Origin of the sequence: Arthrobacter sp. 3Tela_A (assembly GCF_049311025.1) — a bacterium.
Lineage (GTDB): Bacteria > Actinomycetota > Actinomycetes > Actinomycetales > Micrococcaceae > Arthrobacter_B.
In genome coordinates, this window is the sequence record NZ_JAXIOM010000035.1 from 23,498 (window position 1) to 41,875 (window position 18,378).

17 protein-coding genes and 2 tRNA genes are annotated in these 18,378 nt (G+C 65.7%); 11 read left to right on the forward strand and 8 right to left on the reverse strand.

What is annotated here, in order from left to right; all coding sequences use genetic code 11:
* Nucleotides 1–7 precede the first annotated feature (7 nt).
* A tRNA-Ser gene (locus TVC13_RS11325) sits at nucleotides 8–98 on the forward strand.
* A 145-nt stretch (nucleotides 99–243) separates the two neighbouring features.
* Here the strand turns inward: TVC13_RS11325 and TVC13_RS11330 are convergent.
* A complete protein-coding gene (locus TVC13_RS11330; protein ID WP_422401306.1) occupies nucleotides 244–675 on the reverse strand; it encodes a serine O-acetyltransferase in 432 nt (143 codons plus the stop codon).
* 138 nt (nucleotides 676–813) lie between these two features.
* Here TVC13_RS11330 and lhgO point away from each other — a divergent pair, with 138 nt between their 5' ends.
* Both lhgO and TVC13_RS11340 read left to right on the forward strand, forming a co-directional pair.
* On the forward strand, nucleotides 814–2,019 hold the full coding sequence (gene lhgO, locus TVC13_RS11335) for an L-2-hydroxyglutarate oxidase (RefSeq protein WP_422401307.1): 1,206 nt from the start codon (nucleotides 814–816) through the stop codon (nucleotides 2,017–2,019).
* Between the two features lie 95 nt (nucleotides 2,020–2,114).
* A complete protein-coding gene (locus TVC13_RS11340) occupies nucleotides 2,115–3,134 on the forward strand; it encodes an aldo/keto reductase (protein ID WP_422401308.1) in 1,020 nt (339 codons plus the stop codon).
* Here the strand turns inward: TVC13_RS11340 and TVC13_RS11345 are convergent.
* Complete coding sequence (locus TVC13_RS11345; RefSeq protein ID WP_422401309.1) at nucleotides 3,131–3,823, reverse strand: hypothetical protein; 693 nt, start codon at nucleotides 3,821–3,823, stop codon at nucleotides 3,131–3,133. The two genes, TVC13_RS11340 and TVC13_RS11345, sit on opposite strands and share 4 nt — an antisense overlap.
* 99 nt (nucleotides 3,824–3,922) lie before the next feature.
* On the opposite strand from TVC13_RS11345, the gene TVC13_RS11350 reads away from it, so the two are divergent.
* Both TVC13_RS11350 and TVC13_RS11355 read left to right on the forward strand, forming a co-directional pair.
* On the forward strand, nucleotides 3,923–4,747 hold the full coding sequence (locus TVC13_RS11350; protein ID WP_422401310.1) for a crotonase/enoyl-CoA hydratase family protein: 825 nt from the start codon (nucleotides 3,923–3,925) through the stop codon (nucleotides 4,745–4,747).
* Nucleotides 4,748–4,869: 122 nt separating this feature from the next.
* Complete coding sequence (locus tag TVC13_RS11355) at nucleotides 4,870–5,541, forward strand: FadR/GntR family transcriptional regulator (protein WP_422401311.1); 672 nt, start codon at nucleotides 4,870–4,872, stop codon at nucleotides 5,539–5,541.
* Between the two features lie 11 nt (nucleotides 5,542–5,552).
* Here TVC13_RS11355 and TVC13_RS11360 read toward each other — a convergent pair whose 3' ends face one another.
* Nucleotides 5,553–7,688 carry a RecQ family ATP-dependent DNA helicase gene (locus tag TVC13_RS11360; RefSeq protein WP_422401321.1) on the reverse strand — a complete coding sequence of 712 codons (2,136 nt, stop codon included), beginning with the start codon at nucleotides 7,686–7,688 and terminating at the stop codon, nucleotides 5,553–5,555.
* A 144-nt stretch (nucleotides 7,689–7,832) separates the two neighbouring features.
* On the opposite strand from TVC13_RS11360, the gene TVC13_RS11365 reads away from it, so the two are divergent.
* Nucleotides 7,833–9,239: a phosphomannomutase/phosphoglucomutase gene (locus tag TVC13_RS11365; RefSeq protein ID WP_422401312.1), complete on the forward strand. Its 1,407-nt coding sequence runs from the start codon at nucleotides 7,833–7,835 to the stop codon at nucleotides 9,237–9,239.
* A 4-nt stretch (nucleotides 9,240–9,243) separates the two neighbouring features.
* Nucleotides 9,244–9,714 carry a hypothetical protein gene (locus TVC13_RS11370; RefSeq protein ID WP_422401313.1) on the forward strand — a complete coding sequence of 157 codons (471 nt, stop codon included), beginning with the start codon at nucleotides 9,244–9,246 and terminating at the stop codon, nucleotides 9,712–9,714.
* Nucleotides 9,715–9,779: 65 nt separating this feature from the next.
* Here TVC13_RS11370 and TVC13_RS11375 read toward each other — a convergent pair whose 3' ends face one another.
* Nucleotides 9,780–11,675: a phosphoenolpyruvate carboxykinase (GTP) gene (locus TVC13_RS11375; RefSeq protein WP_422401314.1), complete on the reverse strand. Its 1,896-nt coding sequence runs from the start codon at nucleotides 11,673–11,675 to the stop codon at nucleotides 9,780–9,782.
* 304 nt (nucleotides 11,676–11,979) lie between these two features.
* Here TVC13_RS11375 and TVC13_RS11380 point away from each other — a divergent pair.
* Nucleotides 11,980–12,055 (forward strand) — tRNA-Arg (locus TVC13_RS11380).
* 106 nt (nucleotides 12,056–12,161) lie between these two features.
* On the opposite strand, the gene TVC13_RS11385 is transcribed toward TVC13_RS11380, so the two are convergent.
* Entirely contained in the window at nucleotides 12,162–12,959 is a 798-nt protein-coding gene (locus tag TVC13_RS11385; RefSeq protein ID WP_422401315.1) for an alpha/beta fold hydrolase, read from the reverse strand.
* A 114-nt stretch (nucleotides 12,960–13,073) separates the two neighbouring features.
* On the opposite strand from TVC13_RS11385, the gene TVC13_RS11390 reads away from it, so the two are divergent.
* The gene (locus tag TVC13_RS11390; RefSeq protein WP_422401316.1) at nucleotides 13,074–14,498 is read left to right on the forward strand and encodes a dihydrolipoyl dehydrogenase family protein; all 1,425 of its coding nucleotides are present in this window, start codon (nucleotides 13,074–13,076) and stop codon (nucleotides 14,496–14,498) included.
* Between the two features lie 4 nt (nucleotides 14,499–14,502).
* Here TVC13_RS11390 and TVC13_RS11395 read toward each other — a convergent pair whose 3' ends face one another.
* From TVC13_RS11395 to upp, 3 genes are all read right to left on the reverse strand, one after another.
* Nucleotides 14,503–15,030: a SixA phosphatase family protein gene (locus TVC13_RS11395; protein ID WP_422401317.1), complete on the reverse strand. Its 528-nt coding sequence runs from the start codon at nucleotides 15,028–15,030 to the stop codon at nucleotides 14,503–14,505.
* Nucleotides 15,031–15,172: 142 nt separating this feature from the next.
* Nucleotides 15,173–16,027, reverse strand: coding sequence for a winged helix-turn-helix domain-containing protein (locus TVC13_RS11400; protein ID WP_422401318.1), 855 nt, complete (start codon nucleotides 16,025–16,027; stop codon nucleotides 15,173–15,175).
* 513 nt (nucleotides 16,028–16,540) lie between these two features.
* Nucleotides 16,541–17,176, reverse strand: coding sequence for a uracil phosphoribosyltransferase (upp, locus tag TVC13_RS11405; protein ID WP_325791317.1), 636 nt, complete (start codon nucleotides 17,174–17,176; stop codon nucleotides 16,541–16,543).
* Nucleotides 17,177–17,255: 79 nt separating this feature from the next.
* Here upp and tadA point away from each other — a divergent pair, with 79 nt between their 5' ends.
* Both tadA and TVC13_RS11415 read left to right on the forward strand, forming a co-directional pair.
* Nucleotides 17,256–17,744 (forward strand): tRNA adenosine(34) deaminase TadA, encoded by a 489-nt coding sequence (gene tadA / locus TVC13_RS11410; RefSeq protein WP_422401319.1) that lies wholly within the window; start codon nucleotides 17,256–17,258, stop codon nucleotides 17,742–17,744.
* A gap of 68 nt (nucleotides 17,745–17,812) precedes the next feature.
* Nucleotides 17,813–18,301, forward strand: coding sequence for a pyridoxamine 5'-phosphate oxidase family protein (locus tag TVC13_RS11415; protein WP_422401320.1), 489 nt, complete (start codon nucleotides 17,813–17,815; stop codon nucleotides 18,299–18,301).
* Nucleotides 18,302–18,378: the final 77 nt, after the last annotated feature.

The following is an 18,378-nucleotide window of genomic DNA, read 5'->3' on the forward strand; positions in this document are numbered from 1 at the left end:
GGCAATTGGAGACGTGCCAGAGCGGCCGAATGGGCTTCACTGCTAATGAAGTGTGGGCCTAAAGCCCACCGGGGGTTCAAATCCCCCCGTCTCCGCCAATGGAAACACCCCGGTCTTCGGACCGGGGTGTTTTCTTTGTCTGGCCTACCCCGAGCAGGTACGCAGCAGCCCATCAGGTGACCCGGTCCGCGATTCGTCATGGCACAGCCTGCGGCCGAGCGGGCGGTCGTGGAGCTCTGGTGCTTATACCTCAGCCCGTTTCCCAACGAGCTTCGCCGGGATGCCCGCCCATATTTCGTTCTCGCCAGTTGAGTTCATTAGCACGGCGTTAGCGGCAACGATGGTTCCCGCGCCAAGGGTCGTCACCCCGGCACCGCCAAGGACTTTGGCCCCCGGGAACAACAACACACCGTCGCCAATCTCGACCCGCTCCATAGCGGAATCTTCAATGGGAAGGTGGGCATCTTTCCGCCCAATAGTCACCTGGTGGAAGACCTTCACGTTGTTGCCAATCACCGCACGGGGGTGGATAACCGTTCCCATCCCATGGTGGGGCATTTCGAGCCCCTTGCCGACTTTGGCCTGCGCGGGAAAATCGATACCAAAAACGCCGACAAGGAAAGCCCGGACGAGACGCGACTTGCGGCGGTATACGAGCCTTTCAACAATTCTCATGCCGCCAACCATATTTCTGTGGTGCGCATCACACCAAATGAGCTCCCGAACCCTCGCCTGTTTGGGGGAGGGACGCGGTACAGGGGGATGAATCGTGGGTCTACACTCTGGGGAAGCCCTGAGCGGGAGGACACTGAAGTGCGCGAACAATCCATAGCCATCATCGGAGGCGGAATCGTCGGCATAGCCCTTGCCCGGGCACTAACCCTTCGCGGGCTGGCGGAAGTCACCGTCTACGAAAAGGAAGCCCGGCTGGCCGCCCACCAGACCGGCCACAACTCCGGAGTGGTCCACGCCGGACTGTATTACAAGCCCGGCTCGCTGAAGGCCCGGCTCTGCGCCGAGGGCAGGCAGCGGATCAGGGACTATTGCCTGGAGAAATCGCTGCCCTACCGCGAGGTGGGCAAACTGGTGGTGGCCGTAGATGAGGCGGACCTGCCGGCCCTGGCGGACATCGAGTCCCGTTCGATTGCCAGCGGCGTTCCCGGCCTGGCCCGCATCGATGACCCCGCGAAACTGCGGGACGTTGAGCCCCATGTGGCGGGTATTGCCGCCGTTCACTCGCCGCACACCGCCATCGTTGATTACGCCGCCATCACCGAAGCCATGGCCCAGGACGTGCGAGCTGCCGGCGGCACCATCCTGCTGGGCCAGGAAGTCACCGCCCTCCGCACGGAAGGCGGCCGGGTCCGCCTCCGGACAGCGGTCTCCGAGCAGGTCTTCGACCGGGTGATCGCCTGCGCGGGGCTGCAGTCCGACGTCGTGGCCCGGCTCGCGGGAGCGGATCCGTCGCCGAAAATCCTGCCGTTCCGCGGCGAGTACTGGGAACTCAGCGCCGAGAAGAACCACTTGGTTAACGGGATGATCTATCCGGTCCCTGACCCGGCGTTCCCCTTCCTGGGCGTGCACTTCACCCGCGGGGTCTACGACGGCATCCATGTGGGGCCCAATGCCGTCCCCGCGCTGGCCCGTGAGGGCTACAGCTGGGGCAAAATCTCCGTCCGGGACACCTTGGAGTCGCTGCGCTGGCCCGGGGCGCTGCCGCTGGCAAAGCAGTACTGGAAGATGGGCCTGGACTCCGTGGGCGAATCACTGCTGAAGCCCGTCTACTTCTCCCGCGCCCGCCGGTTCATCCCCGAGCTGAGACCCTCCGACCTCACAGCCAAGACGGCAGCCGGAGTCCGTGCGCAGGCGTGGGGCCGCGATGGGTCCCTCGTCGACGACTTCGCCGTGGACCAGCGCGGGCCGGTCACCCTGCTGCGCAATGCGCCCTCGCCGGCAGCGACGTCGTCCCTGGCCATTGCCGACTATCTGATCAGGCACTATCTGGTCCCGGGAGCCTGAGACCCGGCTGTCCGCAGGCACGTCACCTGTTCCGTGGCGCCGGATGGGGCTTAGGCTGGAGCGCACCACCACGTACCGCCCGGAAGGAAATACCCATGGAGATGCGCCTGCTGGGCAACAGCGGCACCGCCGTCAGCAACTACGCCCTAGGCACCATGACGTTCGGCAATGAGACGGATGAAAAGACCTCGCACCGGATGCTGGACGATTACCTGGCAGCCGGCGGCAACTTCATCGACACGGCAGACATTTACAACGAGGGCGCCTCGGAGGAAATCGTCGGCAAGTGGCTGCATGCCAACCAGACAGCCCGGAACACCATGGTGCTGGCCACCAAGGCCCGCTTCCCCACCGGTGAAGACACGAACGACGCCGGCAACTCCCGCCGGCACCTGCGCCGTGCGCTCGAAGCGTCGCTGCGGCGGCTCGGGGTAGACCACATCGACCTGTACCAGCTGCACTCCTGGGATCCGCTCACGCCGCTGGAGGAGAGCCTCGGCTTCCTGCAGGACGCTGTCACCTCCGGGCTGATCAGCTACTACGGTTTCTCCAACTTCACCGGCTGGCAGCTCACCAAGGCCGTCTGGACCGCAAAACTGCACAACTGGCAGGCTCCGGCCACCCTTCAGCCGCAGTACAACCTGCTGGAGCGGGAAATAGAGTCCGAGATTGTGCCGGCAGCGCTCGACGCCGGACTGGGCCTGCTCCCCTGGTCACCTTTGGCCGGCGGCTGGCTGACGGGCAAATACCACCGGGAGACCGTTCCCTCAGGCAACACCCGTGTGGGTGAGAACCCGGCACGGCAGTTCCAGGGCTGGGAACTGCGCAGCTCCAACCCGCAGACGTGGGAAGTCCTCGACGCCGTGCACCAGATCGCCTCGGCCCACGGTGCGACGCCGGCGCAGGTGTCCCTGGCCTGGCTTGCCGGGCGCCCCGGCGTCACCTCCGTGATTCTGGGAGCCCGGACCCCGGACCAGCTGGAGGGGAACCTGCAGGCGTCCAGGCTAGAACTGACCGCGGCGGAGATCCGGCGGCTGAATGATGCCAGCGCCCCGGCCGTGGGCAACTACCCCTACGGCCATGACGGACTGAACCAGCGCGCCCGGAAGCTTTAGAAGTCCTCGGGGCGCAGGTTCTGTGCCCAGCGGCTGATCTCGGCGTCGTCGGGTGCGGCAGGCTCCTTGTCCTTGGCCTTCTCCTGCGGCTTGTCCTTGCCGGCTGCGCCGGTGCCTGACGCTGCCGGGGAGGCGGCGCTGCGGGAGGCAGCGTCCCGGGCGGATTCCCGTCCGGACTGGTCTTCCGGAGCCGCTTCGTCCACAGGCTCCGCGTCATCTGCGCCTGCAGGGGTGGCTGCGCCGGGCGTGTTTTCAGCGGGGGCGGGTTCAGCAGGCGCCGGCTTTACGGGTGCGGCCTCAGCAGCATCCGGAACCGGAGGCTGCTCCTGCCGGGCCGGACGGGTGAACGGAACCGGGTGCGAGGCCATGGAGGCTACTGCGGCACTCGCGGCGCGCAGGCCGCAGCCGGTGTTCTGGGCGTAGATCTGGATGGCACGGATCGGCTGTCCCTGGGCGATTGCGGCGTAAACCTGCTGGTGGCCTTTTTCGTCCAACTGGGCCACGGCTTCCCGTGCAGCTTCCAGGGATGTTCCTGCCGGGGTGCGGAGCGGCTTGGCGGAGTTGCCGGCGCTGGACTGCTTCGGCTTCTCGGCTGCCGGACGGCCGGCGCGCTTGCGCTGGGCGCGTCCGACCAGAAAGTTCACGAGCACGATCGCAGCGACGAACAGGACAATGACCACAAACTCCATACCTTGATCCTAGCTTTTTCCCGTTAGCCCAAGGAGCGCCGCCGGTATATTGGCGCGCAGGACACATGCGCCGCTGCCCACCAACCACGTAAGGACGCCATGAAAACCGAATCCGACCTGCGTTCCCTGCGCGTCACACTCAACGGTCCGGTCGCCGAGGTGCAGCTGCTCGGCCCGGCGAAGGGCAATGCCATGGGCCCGGATTTCTGGGCCGAGCTTCCGCAGGTTTTTGCAGAGCTGGACACGAACGAGGACGTCCGCGCCGTCCTGCTCTACGGTTCCGGAGAGAACTTCAGCTACGGCCTTGACCTGCCGGGCATGGAACCGGTGTTCCGCCCGCTGCTGCAGTCCCGGGGTACAGATGCCCGCCTGCGTGCTGAGTTCCGTCGGCAGATCAAGGCCCTTCAGGATGCCGTAAGTTCGCTGGCCCGGTGCAGCAAGCCCGTGGTGGCTGCAGTGCAGGGGTGGTGCATCGGCGGCGGGATTGATGTCATCACCGCTGCCGACGTGCGGATCGCCTCCCCCGGTGCCCGGTTCAGCATCCGGGAAGTCCGCGTCGGCATCGTCGCGGACCTCGGATCGCTGCAGCGGCTTCCAGCCATCATCGGCGCCGGTGCCACCCGCCATTTGGCACTTACTGGTGAGGACTTTAACGCCGTCCGTGCCCGCGAACTGGGCCTGGTCACCGAACTGGCGGACGACGTCGTCGGGCGGGGCCGAGAGCTGGCCGCGCAGATCGCGGCGAACCCGCCGCTGGTGGTGCAGGGCGTGAAGCAGGTGCTGAACCAGGGCAGTGAGCCTGCCGCGCAGGCCGGCCTTGACTACGTCCAGGTGTGGAACACGGCGTTCCTCCCCAGCCGTGACTTCGCGGAGGCCGGAACGGCGTTCGCCGAGCGCCGTCCCGCGGTCTTTACCGGGGACTAGCTCCCCCCACCCCTGAGAGGACAGTTGCGGCTCTTTTGGGCCGCGAAAGGAGCCGTAACTGCCCTCTCGGCGGGCGGTGCTGGCGGGAACTGGACGGGCTGCCCGGAAACTAGACTTGGGGCATGGCAGTAACGGACGAGGCGATCACCAAAATCAAGGCAATGCTCATCAGCGGTGAGCTGAAGGCCGGTGACCGGATTCCTCCGGAGAAGGATCTCAGCGAGCGCCTTGGTCTCTCCCGCAGTTCGCTGCGCGAAGCGGTCAAGGCCCTGGAACTGGCCCGGGTGCTGGACGTGCGCCGCGGCGACGGCACCTACGTCACCAGCCTCGAACCGGCCATCCTGATGGAAACCATGTCATTCGTGGTGGACCTGCACCAGGAAAGAGCTGCGGCGGAACTGCTGGAAGTGCGGCGCATCCTGGAACCCGGGTCTGCCTCCCTGGCCGCCCGCCGCATCACCGAAGACGCGGCCACAGAGCTCAAAGCGTGCGTGGCGGCTGTGGAGGAGGACTCCAGCGTGGAGGACCTGATTGCCCACGACCTCGCGTTCCATGCCCTCGTTGCCAAAGCCTCCGGCAACGCCTACCTGCACGGCCTGCTGGAAGGGCTCTCCGCCGGCACCCTGCGCGGCCACATCTGGACCGGCCTGATGCAGGACAGGGCCGTATCCGCCACCCTCGCCGAGCACGCCGCCATCGCAGCGGCCATCGCCGCGCGGGACCCGGATTTGGCCCGCGCCCTGATGACCGTGCATGTCAGCGGCGTCGAGTCCCGGATCCGCGCCGCCGCCTAGCTCAACCTGCCCTACGCCTTCAGCGCCAGCACAAACGGCAGCACGGATTCCGCCCCGGCCAGGCGCAGTGTGCGTCCGGCTTCGGTGAGCGTCCACCGACTGTCCGCAAAGTCGTCCACCAGCAGCACCGGCCCCGGGTTGGCAGCGAACCAGGCAGCACCCTCGGCCGGCACTGCGAACTGTTCCCAGACCGAAGCCAGCCGGAACGCACTGTTCCCGCCCGGGCCTCCGGATGGTCCCCCATGCGGCAGCTGCAGGGCACCCAGGTACGGAATGCGGCCCAGCTCGGAGAGCCCCTGGGCGAGGGATCCCACCAGCTGCGGCCGGGACCGGCTGGGTACGGAGACAATCGCGACGGGCCGCTGGGACCAGCCCCACTGTGCCAGCACCTGGACGCAGCCATTCAGCAGCGCCTGGTCCACCGGGGCATCCTCGGCTCCGGGACCAAAAATCTCCCGCAGCCTCCCGCCCCACCCCAGATCGGTCAGGCGAGCCAGTGCACGTCCGGTGGAGACAGCCGCGTCCGGCTTGATCTTGCCCTTCACCGGCACCCCCAGCCGGTCCATTCCGGTGGGATACATCCCGCGGGGATCGACGTCCACACCCACGCGGGAGAGCGCCTGCCCGGCGGTGTCTGCGGCGTCGGTGGCGACGTCGTCGGAGTACCACCGCCCGGCGCAGTTGTCGCAGCGGCCGCAGGGCGCGGCCGCGGGATCATCCAGCTGCCGGGAGAGGAACTCCATCCGGCAGCCGTCCGTGTTCTCGTAATCCAGCATGGCCTGCTGTTCCCGAACCCGCGCTGCGGCAATCCGCTCGTAGCGTTCCTGATCGTAGGTCCAGGGCTGTCCGGTCCCCCGCCAGCCGCCGGCAACGCGTTCGACGGCGCCGTCCACGGCCAGAACCTTCAGCAGCAGTTCCAGCGGCGAGCGCTTCAGGTTCACCAGGGTTTCGAGCGCGCCGGTGGAGAGCACCGATCCGTCGGCAAGTTCGCGCAGCACCGCATTGGCGGGCCCTTCAGCGGGCATGGAGGACGTGGCGAAGTACTCCCAGATATCGCGGTCCTCAGCGCCCGGCAGCAGCAGCACGTCAGCGTTGGGGGTGCCGCGGCCGGCACGGCCCACCTGCTGGTAGTAGGCCACCGGCGAGGACGGAGCACCCAGGTGGACCACAAAGCCGAGGTCCGGCTTGTCGAAGCCCATGCCGAGGGCACTTGTGGCGACCAGTGCCTTGACCTCGTTGTTCTTCAGCGCAGCTTCGGCCTGCTCCCGGTCCGCCGGATCAGTCCGGCCGGTGTAGGCCAGGACCGGATGTCCGGCCTTCTGCAGCAGCCGGGCGGTGTCCTCCGCGGCGGAGACGGTCAGCGCGTAGATGATGCCGCTGCCGGGCAGGTCGTTGATGTGGGTCAGCAGCCAGGCCAGCCGGCTGCGCGGGCTGGGCAGCCGCAGCACTCCCAGCCGCAGCGAGTCCCGGGCCAGCGCGCCGCGGATGGTGAAGACCTCTTCGCCGCCGGCAGCGAGCTGCTCCTCCACATCCTTGACGACCCGCGAGTTGGCCGTGGCGGTGGTTGCCAGCACAGGCACGGAGTGCGGCAGCTGTTCGATCAGGTGCCGGATGCGGCGGTAATCCGGCCGGAAGTCATGGCCCCAGTCGGAGATGCAGTGCGCTTCGTCGATCACCAGCAGGCCGGACCGGCGAACCAGTTCGGGCAGGTGGTTCTCCCGGAAACCCGGGTTGTTCAGCCGTTCCGGGGAGACAAGAAGCACATCCACGGTGTCCGCTTCCAGCTGCGCGGAGATGTCCTGCCACTCGAGCTGGTTGGCCGAGTTGATGGCCGCGGCACGCACGCCTGCCCGGGCGGCGGCAGCAACCTGGTCCCGCATCAGGGCCAGCAGCGGGGAAACAATGAGGGTGGGCCCGGCGCCCCGCGCCCGCAGCAGCAGGCTGGCCACAAAGTACACGGCGGACTTGCCCCAGCCGGTGCGCTGGACCACCAGCGCACGCCGTCCGCCGCGCACCAGCGCCTCGATCGCCTCGTACTGGCCTTCGTGGAACTCGGCGTTGTCCCGGCCCACCAGTGCACGCAGCAGGGCCGTTGCCTCCGTACGCAGTGCAGCGGCGTCGTCCGATGAAGCGAGGGGAGCAGACATGTTCTGGGCGGATACAGGTTCCATAGCTTCCACTATTCCAGCCGCCACGGACAGGTTTCGACGCCGCGGGGAGAGATTGTGGAGAAGACCTCACCCCGCCCTGCCTGCCCCGGCCCGCTGCGCACCACCTATAGACTGCAAGGCGTGACTACTGCATACGATCTTTCTGCGTCCTTCAAGGCTTACGATGTGCGGGGCGTTGTCGGCGAGACCATCACCCCGGAAATCGTGAAGGCTGTTGGTGCTGCCTTCGTCGACGTCCTTGGCCTGGCCGGGGAGACCGTCCTGGTGGGCGGCGACATGCGCCAGTCCTCACCCGAGTTCATCAAGGACTTCGCCTCTGGAGCCACCGCACGCGGTGCCTACGTGCTGCTGCTGGACCTGATTTCCACGGACGAGCTGTACTACGCCTGCGGCTCGCTCAACGCGGCCGGCGTGACCTTTACCGCCAGCCACAACCCGGCCCAGTACAACGGCATCAAGATGTCCAAGGCCGGAGCGATTCCGATCTCCTCCGAAACCGGGCTGAAGGAAATCCAGGCCGCTGCGGAGCGTTACCTGAACGACGGCGTCATCAACTCGGTGGAGAAGCCGGGCCAGATCAGCGTCCGCGACGTCCTGGGAGACTACGCCGCGTACCTGCGCGAACTGGTGGACCTGCGCGGCATCCGCCCCCTGAAGGTAGTGGTGGACGCGGGCAACGGCATGGCCGGCCTCACCACCCCCGCAGTACTGGGCGACTCGATTCTTCCGGGCCTGCCCCTGGACATCGTCCCGCTGTACTTCGAGCTGGACGGATCCTTCCCCAATCACCCGGCCAACCCGCTGGAACCCGAGAACCTCCGCGACCTGCAGGCCGCCGTCGTCGAGCACGGCGCTGACCTGGGCCTGGCGTTCGACGGCGATGCGGACCGCTGCTTTGTCATCGACGAACTCGGCGCACCGGTGAGCCCTTCGGCGATCACCGCCCTGGTGGCCCGCCGCGAGATCCTCCGCGCGCAGGCCTCCGGCGAGGAGCGCCCGGTCATCATCCACAACCTGATCACCTCCCGGGCCGTCCCCGAACTGGTGGAGGCCTCCGGCGGCCGCGCAGTGCGCACCCGCGTGGGCCATTCCTTCATCAAGGCGCTGATGGCGTCCGAGGGCGCCGTCTTCGGCGGCGAGCACTCCGCGCACTACTACTTCCGCGACTTCTACAACGCGGATACCGGCATGCTGGCCGCCATGCACGTCCTGGCTGCCCTGGGCGAGCAGGAACTGCCGCTCTCGGACCTGGCCCGCGAATACGAGCCCTACTTCTCCTCCGGCGAGATCAACTCCAAGCTCGACGACGTCCAGGCCGCCGTGGACCGTGTCCGCAACGAATACGACCGCGCCGGCGTCACCGTGGATGAGCTGGACGGATTGACTTTCACCTCAGATGACGGACAGTGGTGGTTCAACCTCCGCGCGTCCAACACCGAACCCTTCCTCCGGCTGAACGCCGAGGCAGAGGACCTTTCCACTATGGAAATGGTCCGCGACCGTGTTCTTGAACTAGTAAGGAAATGAGCTCATGGCTGATGTTGAACTGACCGGCGGGGAACCTTCCGCCCAGGTACAGGATGACCTGAACTCGCTGCTGGGCACCGCCCTCGGTGTCACGCAGGAACAGCTCGAGGCGCAGGGCGCCTTCCTGCCCGCCGCGCTGGTGGTGCAGGCCGACGGCGAGCTGCGCATGGTTGCCGTCTCCCCCGAGGAGAGCGATGAGGATCTTGACGCAGAGGCCATGATCGATGACCTCTACACCGTCCTGCGCGACCAGAAGGACCAGAACCGCGCGGTGGCTGTGTTCTCCGACATCACCCTCCCGGATGAGGGCACCGACGCCATCCACGTGGTGGCGGAGCACTCCGAGGGCGTGTGCATCTCGGCTATCCAGACCTACTCCGAACAGGACGGTACGTGGACGTTCAACGACCCCATCTGGGAGTCCGGCGAGCCCGTCGTCTGGGCTGAGGACACCGAAGCACCGGCTGAGTCCTAAACCCGGCAGAGCTTAAACAGGCAGGGCCCCGCACTGTGAAGTGCGGGGCCCTGCCTGTTTGGCACTTACTTCGCTGCGGCGAAGCGCTCCTTGAGTTCTGCCAGCTTGGCTGAGAGCTCCTCGGGCAGGGACGCGCCGAAGCGGGCGTACCACTCGTCGATGCCGGCCAGCTCGGTCTCCCATTCGGCCGGATCCACGCGCACGGCGGCTTCGACGTCGGCCGGGGTCATGTCCAGGCCCTTGAGGTCGATCGAATCGCCGGTCGGCACAAAGCCGATCGGGGTCTCGACGGCGTCGGCCTTGCCTTCGAGGCGCTCGATGACCCACTTGAGCACACGGGAGTTCTCGCCGAACCCGGGCCAGGCGAAGCCGCCGTCGGCCGTGCGGCGGAACCAGTTCACCAGGAAGATCGCGGGCAGCTTCTCCTGGTTGGCCTTTCCGCTGAGGGTGATCCAGTGCTTGAGGTAGTCGCCGGCGTCGTAACCCATGAACGGCAGCATGGCCATCGGGTCGCGGCGCACAACACCGACGGCACCGGCGGCCGCGGCCGTGGTTTCCGAGGAGAGCGTTGAACCCATGAAGATGCCGCTGGTCCAGTCCCGTGCCTGGGTGACCAGGGGAACGGTGGTCTTGCGGCGGCCGCCGAACAGGATTGCGGAAATCGGCACGCCGTTCGGGGAATGGTATTCCTCGGCCAGCATGTCGATCTGGTCGATCGGAGTGCAGAAACGGGAGTTCGGGTGTGCGGCCGGGGTGCCGGACTCCGGAGTCCACTCGTTGCCGCGCCAGTCGATCAGGTGGGCCGGCGTCTCATCCGTCATGCCTTCCCACCAGACTCCGCCGTCGTCGGTCAGGGCCACGTTGGTGAAGATGGAGTTGCCCTTGGCGATGGCGCGCATTGCGTTCGGGTTGGTGCTCCAGCCGGTGCCCGGTGCGACGCCGAAGAGGCCGGCTTCGGGGTTGGTGGCGCGCAGTTCACCCTCATGGCCGAAACGCAGCCAGGTGATGTCGTCACCGAGGGTCTCGACCTTCCAGCCTTCGACCGTGGGGTCCAGCAGGGCCAGGTTGGTCTTGCCGCAGGCGGACGGGAACGCGGCGGAAACGTAGTAGTCCTTCTTCTCCGGGCTGGTGAGCTTCAGGATGAGCATGTGCTCGGCCAGCCAGCCTTCGTCCCGTGCCATGACGGAGGCAATGCGAAGGGCGTAGCACTTCTTGCCCAGCAGGGCGTTGCCGCCGTAGCCGGAGCCGTAGGAGTAGATGGAGCGGTCTTCGGGGAAGTGCACAATCCACTTCTCCTCGTTGCAGGGCCAGGCGACGTCTTCCTGGCCCTCTTCCAGGGGAGCCCCCACGGAGTGCAGCGCCGGCACAAAGAAGGCGTCCAGCTCTTCCATCTTGCGCAGCACATCGGTGCCGATGCGTGCCATGATGCGCATCGAGGCGACCACGTAGGCACTGTCGGTGATTTCGACGCCGAACTTCGGGTCTTCAGCGTCAAGGTGTCCCATGACGAACGGAATGACATACATGGTGCGCCCGCGCATCGAACCGGCAAAGAGCCCGTTCAGCTTGGTGCGCATCTCGGCGGGATCCATCCAGTTGTTGGTGAAGCCGGCGTCTTCCTTCTTTTCGGAGCAGATAAAGGTCTGCTCCTCCACACGGGCCACGTCCTTGGGATCGGAAAACGCCGCGAAGGAATTCGGGAAGGTTTCCGGGTTCAGGCGCGTCAGGGTGCCGGCCGCAACCAGCTCATCCGTGAGCGCTTTGTTCTCTGCTTCGGAGCCGTCGACCCAATACACATCGGCGGGCTGCGTCAGCTCTGCCACTTCCTGGACCCAGGCGAGCAGGGCACTGTGGGTGGTGGGTGCCTCGCTGGAGGTCCCCCGGTTCTTGCTGTCCTGCAACTGGCTAGGAGCAGCGTTGCCGCTCTCATCGAGAACTAGCTGACGCGCGTCATCGCCCATGACTCTTCCCTTCGTTGGGTCAGTGGTGTTTTTTGATGCTATTTCCAAGGTCCGGGGCTATTGGGGCGGAAAGATGTTACCTATGTGGCGCACGACTCCAAGTTTGCCTAGATTTCGGGGAATATTCAGGCCAGGTCACCATTTTGTGTGACGAAGGTCATATAGACCGGTCTAGTTTCTGACCGTAACGGAGCTCGATTGGCGTTCCCCCCAAAACCCCGCTATAGTTATTCACGGCCAAACAGCCACGGAAGAACTTGAAAGAAGCAGGGGAAACCCGGCAACTTCCAGAATATTCCTAAATGCGTGCGTAGCTCAACGGATAGAGCATCTGACTACGGATCAGAAGGTTGGGGGTTCGAATCCCTTCGCGCGCACCACTGAGAAACCCGGTTCGACCAGCAGGAATGCGGTCGGGCCGGGTTTTTGCGTTGCCAGGATCTTCCAGCAGCCAGCACGTAACGCGCTGCATCATCCGCCCGGACCTCAACCGGGCAGGAGACTGAAGAACTCCGTTGCATCTTTGGAAACCCGCTCCGGGCACTCCCACAACACCAGATGCCCCACTCCCGGATAGACCTTCAGCTGGGCATCCTGCATTCGTTCCGCGAGCACTTCCTGGTCCGAACGCGGCAGAGCGTTGTCTTCCGCTCCCCACAGAATCAGTGCCGGGGCACGAATGGTTCCAGACTCGGTAGGCGCTTCGGCCGAGCACAAACCAGCAAGGATCCGCTTCCAGGCATTCGACGGCATTTTGGTGCCGTCACGCACCCGCTCTGCCACGAACCGCTCAGGAACATCGTGGATCAGGGGAAACCAGGAGAATGAGCCTCGGACCCAATCTTCCCGGACAGGGTCGGTAAGCCCTTCGACGTCGTCGGCAAAGGGAGGCCGGCCACGAAGACTCAGCGGCGATCCCACCAGCACCAGCCCCGCAACCAGATCGGGGTAGTCAACTGCCAGCTGCTGGGCAACGTAACCTCCGCTGGAAGATCCGAGCACGAACGCCCGGTCCACACCAAGGGAATCCAGAATGGCCGCTGCGTCCTCCGCCTGTTCCGCCAGCGAATACCCGTCCTGCGGCTTGTCCGCATCCCCCTGTCCCCGCAGATCGGGAGCATAGGCGCGGAAGCTGGAGAGTCCAGGCATGAGCCGGTCAAAGCTGCCGCCCGATTCACCCCACGCGTGCAGCAGCAGCACCGGCTGCGAACCGGGATCGCCCTGGACCCGGCATGCGACTGTGATTCCCGTTCGCAGCTTCAGGGTCCACAGCTCGGTGTCCATATTCCTACGCTACGCTTCGTGCCCAAGAGCGGCGGGCCGTTCCGGTGAGTTTCCGGTGATCCTGATTCGGCGCCGCCCTTGCCCCCGGCCGGTACAGGTGGAAGGCTCAGTCGCATGGCCGAATCCATGGAGACAGACGTCGTAGTCATCGGTGCCGGAGCCGCCGGAGAAAATGCCGCCGGCCGGGTGGTCGGCGCCGGCCTGGAGGCCATCCTCATCGAGTCAGCTCTGGTGGGCGGAGAATGCTCCTACTGGGCCTGCATGCCCTCCAAGGCCCTGCTGCGCCCGGGCACCGCACTCGCCGAGGCCCGCGCCGTAGACGGCTCACGCGAAGCTGTCACCGGCAGTCTGGACGTTCCCGCTGTCCTGCGGCGCCGCGATTCCTTCACCTCCGATTGGGACGACGCTTCGCAGGTGCAGTGGGTGAAGGACACCGGCATTGGGCTGATCCGCGGGCGCGCACGCCTGACCGGGGAACGTACCGTGGAGATCACGGACGACGCCGGGACCCGGGTGAGCATCACCGCCCGGCAGGCCGTGGTGCTGGCCACCGGCTCGGCACCCGTGGAACCGCCGGTGGACGGACTGGCGGACGTGGATTACTGGGGCACCCGGGAGGCGACGTCCTCGCCGGACGTTCCTGCGCGGCTGCTCGTCCTGGGTGCCGGGGTGGCCGGCACGGAACTGGCCCAGGCGTACGCCCGGCTCGGATCCAAGGTCTCGGTGGTGGCCCGGCATGGTGTGCTGGACTCGGTTCCTGCGCCGGCGGCTCAGCTGGTGGTCGAGGCTCTGGAGGCGGACAGTGTTGAGATTTACACCAACACTTCCCCGCAGCGGATCTTCGCTGAGAGTTCCGGAGAAATTGTAATGGAGCTCCCGGACGGACGGTCGCTGAGCGGTGACCGGCTGCTGGTGTCCACCGGCCGCCGTCCGGCGCTGCACGGCCTTGGCCTGGAGGACCTGGGCCTGGACCCGGGCTCACTGCAGACCGATGACGCGGGTCTGGTGGCCGGCGCCGGCAATTGGCTCTACGCCGTCGGCGACGCGGCCGGAAAAGTGCTGCTGACCCATCAGGGCAAGTACGAGGCGCGTGCCACGGGCTCGGCGATTGCGGCCCGGGCGCGCGGTGAGATCGGCTTTGGCGAGCCGCCGGCGTACAGCCGCTTCGCCGCGACGGCGGACCACACCGCGGTGCCGCAGGTGGTCTTTACCGATCCGGAAGTGGCCATGGTGGGCCTGAGCCATAAGGATGCGGTACAGCGGGGAATACGTGCCAGCGAAACGTCCCTGCCGCTGAGCGTTGCCGGCTCATCTCTGTTCGCCGACGGGTACAGAGGCTGGGCCCAGATGGTGGTGGACGAGGACCGCGGGATTCCCGTGGGCTTTACCTTTGCCGGGCCGGGCGTCGCTGAACTGCTGCACGCTGCCACCATTGCGGTCACTGGCGAAGTGCCGCTGGACCGGCTCTGGCATGCGGTCCCGGCCTATCCCACCATCAGCGAGGTCTGGCTGCGTCTGCTGGAGAAGTACGGGATGTAAGGATTCAGCCCCGGGGAACCACGAAGTCCGTGATGCGTGCGTCCCGGCCGTCGAGTTCCGCCCACGGCAGTTCAACCTCCATGACGGTCAGCCCGGAGGTTGGATAGTGCGTGGCCATTTCCATCACGGCGTCCTCGTCCGAAGTGACGGAGGCCAGCCGCATGGCCACTTCCTGGACACCCGGCATGTGCGCGATGACCAGCAGGCTGGTGACCGTCTCCGGGACATGGTTGATGACGGCGAGGATTTCGGCAGCTGAGGCGTCATAGAGCCGGTCTTCGAGCTTGGCGGTCGGCGCCTTCTCCCCCAGTTCGTCGCAGACCCAGGTGCAGGTCTGCCGGGTGCGCAGCGCCGAGGAGCAGAGGATGAAGTCCGGAACGGCGTCGTTCTCCCGCATCCAGATGCCGGCCTGCGGCGCATCGCGGTGGCCGCGCCCGGAAAGCGGACGCTCATGGTCCGAGGTGACCTCGCGCGGCCAGTCTGCTTTGGCATGCCGCAGCAGCATAAGTTTTTTCCGGTGGTGGCCGCTCATGGGCCAAGTCTATCGGCGCAGGGGCTCCAGTCCTGCCCGCGTCCCCCCCTAGGCTGGATCCGCCTTCACCGAGATGACAGAAAGTGCTGGTTTTGGGTCCCAAACCAGCACTTTCTGTAATGTCGATGCGGCGCCGCAGCAGCTAGATGCTGTACTCCGGTGCAGCCCAGACAACAACCTCGGGGTGTTCGTAGAAGCGGTAGCCCTGGCCTCGGACGGTACGGACCGTGTTGGCCAGGCGCCCCAGCTTGGAGCGCAGGCGGCGGATATGGACGTCGATGGTCCGTTCGTTGGGAACTTCCTCGGCATTGCGCCACAGTCCGGAGAGCAGCTCTTCGCGGCCCACGGTGCGGGAGGCATTCTCCACGAGGTAGTTGAGCAGCTCGAACTCCTTGAACGTGAGGTTCAGGGTCTCGCCGTCGAGGTGCACCTCGCGGCGGGAGAGGTCAATGAGCACGCCGGACGGCCGCGGGGCGCTTTGCTGGATGGGCGACGGCGAGGAGACTTCCGGGCGCGGCGCACGGTTGACCGTGGGGTCACCCAGGGCCTGGCGGACGACGTCGATGTCCGAGCCGACGGCCCCGGCCGGTGCCAGCGCAACGGCAGCGTGGCTCTGGGCACCCGGTACCAGCGTCTGGACATGGGCGCGGATTTCCTGCGCGAGTTTCGTCAGCGTGGTTCCACTGGCTGCTGCCGCGCCTTCGTCAAGGCCGACGTAAATCACGAAGCCACGGGCAACGGTGTCGCTGCCCACCGGCTGCGGTCCGGGGGTTCCGGACGGAGCCAGAACTGGAGTCGGGGCGGTGAGCGGCGTTCCCTCACCGAGCGGGGACCGCGGGGAACGCATCCCGGTGGGAACAACCTGGCCCGGGAACTGCTGTCCCGTGGCGGGTGTCCCAAATGGGCGGGGGAACCCGGCCGGACGTGCAGGCATTCCTGCTGCCCGGCTCTGGGCATTGCGGAGGGAGATGTGGACGTACCCGGATGCTACTGACATTTTGGGACCTCAGTGGTGAATTGCCGCGTGCACGGCACTATGCAGGGAGTGTGCCCAGACGAGTGGCGCAGGGGTCGCGCCCATCAAATGGACTGGTGTGTTGCCCGGGGATGGGGGGTGGTTTTCCCTAGGCCTGCATTCGACGACAGCAGCTCTTCCCGCCGGCATTGCTGCCAAAAAGAAGATCTGCGACACATGCTGTCGTGTGGATGTTCACGTTACGGATTATTGCATGTAACAAAGCCCTACGCACAAGTAACAATGGTTCTCACATCTCAGAATGTGGACACTGCCAGCCAGTTTGTGAGAGAAATCACCTCCCATACCGCGGATCCTCGAGTGCACTTGGGGTTTGCCAATCATCGGAAATGCCGGATTTACAAGGATTTTTTTCTGACCGGCCAATTAACGACGACAGCGGTTCGTAAGCAGGCTTACGAACCGCCGGAAGTCAAGTCAACCCAAAACGTCCACATAGTGAGACGATCGGGGAGCTTTACTGGACTGTTTAGGCTAGTGGACGATGCCGTAGAGGCGATCTCCAGCATCTCCCAAGCCGGGCACGATATAGGCCTTTTCATCCAGGCGCTCGTCGATCGAGGCGAGGACGATCGTGACGTTGGCGTCCGCCAGCTCCTCTTCCAGGACGCTCAGTCCCTCAGGGGCGCCCAGCAGGCAGATGCAGACGATCTCCGCTGCGCCACGGTTGAACAGGAACTTGATGGCTTCGCGCAGCGTGCCGCCGGTGGCGAGCATCGGATCCAGGACAAAGACCTGCCTCCCGGTCAGATCGTCCGGCAAGCGCTCGGCATAGGTAATGGCTTCGAGGGTTTCCTCGTTGCGGGCCATACCGAGGAAACCAACCTCGGCGGTGGGAACCAGCCGGGTCATGCCTTCGAGCATTCCCAGACCTGCACGCAGGATGGGAACCACCAGCGGGGTGGGCTTTACCAGCCCGGTACCGACGGTAGAAGTGACGGGGGTTTCAATGTTGACGGGCTCAACCCGGACGTTCCGGGTGGCTTCATACGCCAGCAGGGTCACGAGTTCTTCGGTGAGCAGTCGGAAGACCGGCGAAGGGGTGTCCTTATCCCGGAGTACCGTCAATTTGTGGGCAACAAGGGGATGATCCACTACTAGTACGCGCATGCATCCAAACTACCATCGAGGCATCTCCGCACCCCTGCGGATTTGCGGACCGGCAGCGTGAATGAGGGACCATAGCCGTATGGAATCCCCCACAGCCGCGCATAAGACCTGGATGGGGCTTGCCCTGGAGCAGGCCCGCGCCGCCCTGGACACCGCCGACGTCCCTATTGGCGCCGTCGTCGTGGGTCCCGACGGGGCCATCCTTGGAACCGGTCGGAACGAGCGGGAGGCGGCCGGGGACCCTACTGCCCACGCCGAGGTCGTGGCGATCCGCGAAGCCGCCGCAGCCTTAGGGGAATGGCGGCTGGAGGGCTGCACCCTGGTGGTCACTCTGGAGCCCTGCGCCATGTGCGCCGGGGCGATCGTGCTCGCCCGGATTCCCCGGGTGGTGTTCGGCGCGTGGGACGAGAAGGCCGGCGCGTCCGGCTCGGTCTTCGAGATCCTGCGCGAACCACGGCTGAATCACTGGGTCGAGGTGTTTCCGGGCGTCCGCGAGGAAGAGTGCGCCCGGCTGCTCCGCGAGTTTTTCGGCTCACGGCGTACGCCGCGCGGTTCACAGGGCACTTAACCATAAGTAGGCTTGCTTTTATTCGTGGAACCTCACAGTTTCGTGGAACCCCACAGTTAGGAGCAGGCATGACTTCAGAGCACCAAGAGGGCGTAGACCGCGTAGTCAAGATTCTTGAACACGCGAAGATCGGCAACCTGACTACCGTCGACTTGCAGGGCAACCTGGTGAGCCGTCCGCTGGAACTGCAGGAGACCGATTCGGACGGCAACCTGTGGTTCTTCACCCAGGACCCCTCCCCCAAGGCGGACGAGATCCGGGCCAACCCGAACGTGAACGTGTCAGTGGAGGACAAGGAGGGCTATCTCTCCGTCAGCGGACGCGCGGAGATCAGCCATGACCAGGAGAAGATCCAGGAGCTGTGGAAGGCGTCGGCCGCAGCCTGGTTCGAGCAGGGCCGGGAAGATCCATCCATCGCCCTGATCAAGGTCAACAGCGAGACGGCCGAGTACTGGGTTTCGGATGAGCCCAAGATCGCCAGCATCTTCAAGATCGGCAAGAGCGCAGTGACGGGCCAGACCCCGAATATCGGCAAGAACGACGTCGTCGACCTCTAGCCGGCAACCGTTCCCCCCGCCCCGGCCGCCCCCCGGCCCCGGGGGGTTTGGGGGGGGGGCCAACACCCCCGAAAGTT

Excerpts from the sequence above, each read along its gene's own strand:
- TVC13_RS11330 (WP_422401306.1), bottom strand. The coding sequence starts at position 675 with ATGAGAATTGTTGAAAGGCTCGTATACCGCCGCAAGTCGCGTCTCGTC.
- TVC13_RS11340 (WP_422401308.1), top strand. The coding sequence starts at position 2,115 with ATGGAGATGCGCCTGCTGGGCAACAGCGGCACCGCCGTCAGCAACTAC.
- TVC13_RS11345 (WP_422401309.1), bottom strand. The coding sequence starts at position 3,823 with ATGGAGTTTGTGGTCATTGTCCTGTTCGTCGCTGCGATCGTGCTCGTG.
- TVC13_RS11350 (WP_422401310.1), top strand. The coding sequence starts at position 3,923 with ATGAAAACCGAATCCGACCTGCGTTCCCTGCGCGTCACACTCAACGGT.
- TVC13_RS11355 (WP_422401311.1), top strand. The coding sequence starts at position 4,870 with ATGGCAGTAACGGACGAGGCGATCACCAAAATCAAGGCAATGCTCATC.
- TVC13_RS11360 (WP_422401321.1), bottom strand. The coding sequence starts at position 7,688 with ATGTCTGCTCCCCTCGCTTCATCGGACGACGCCGCTGCACTGCGTACG.
- TVC13_RS11370 (WP_422401313.1), top strand. The coding sequence starts at position 9,244 with ATGGCTGATGTTGAACTGACCGGCGGGGAACCTTCCGCCCAGGTACAG.
- TVC13_RS11375 (WP_422401314.1), bottom strand. The coding sequence starts at position 11,675 with ATGGGCGATGACGCGCGTCAGCTAGTTCTCGATGAGAGCGGCAACGCT.
- TVC13_RS11385 (WP_422401315.1), bottom strand. The coding sequence starts at position 12,959 with ATGGACACCGAGCTGTGGACCCTGAAGCTGCGAACGGGAATCACAGTC.
- TVC13_RS11390 (WP_422401316.1), top strand. The coding sequence starts at position 13,074 with ATGGCCGAATCCATGGAGACAGACGTCGTAGTCATCGGTGCCGGAGCC.
- TVC13_RS11395 (WP_422401317.1), bottom strand. The coding sequence starts at position 15,030 with ATGAGCGGCCACCACCGGAAAAAACTTATGCTGCTGCGGCATGCCAAA.
- TVC13_RS11400 (WP_422401318.1), bottom strand. The coding sequence starts at position 16,027 with ATGTCAGTAGCATCCGGGTACGTCCACATCTCCCTCCGCAATGCCCAG.
- upp (WP_325791317.1), bottom strand. The coding sequence starts at position 17,176 with ATGCGCGTACTAGTAGTGGATCATCCCCTTGTTGCCCACAAATTGACG.
- tadA (WP_422401319.1), top strand. The coding sequence starts at position 17,256 with ATGGAATCCCCCACAGCCGCGCATAAGACCTGGATGGGGCTTGCCCTG.
- TVC13_RS11415 (WP_422401320.1), top strand. The coding sequence starts at position 17,813 with ATGACTTCAGAGCACCAAGAGGGCGTAGACCGCGTAGTCAAGATTCTT.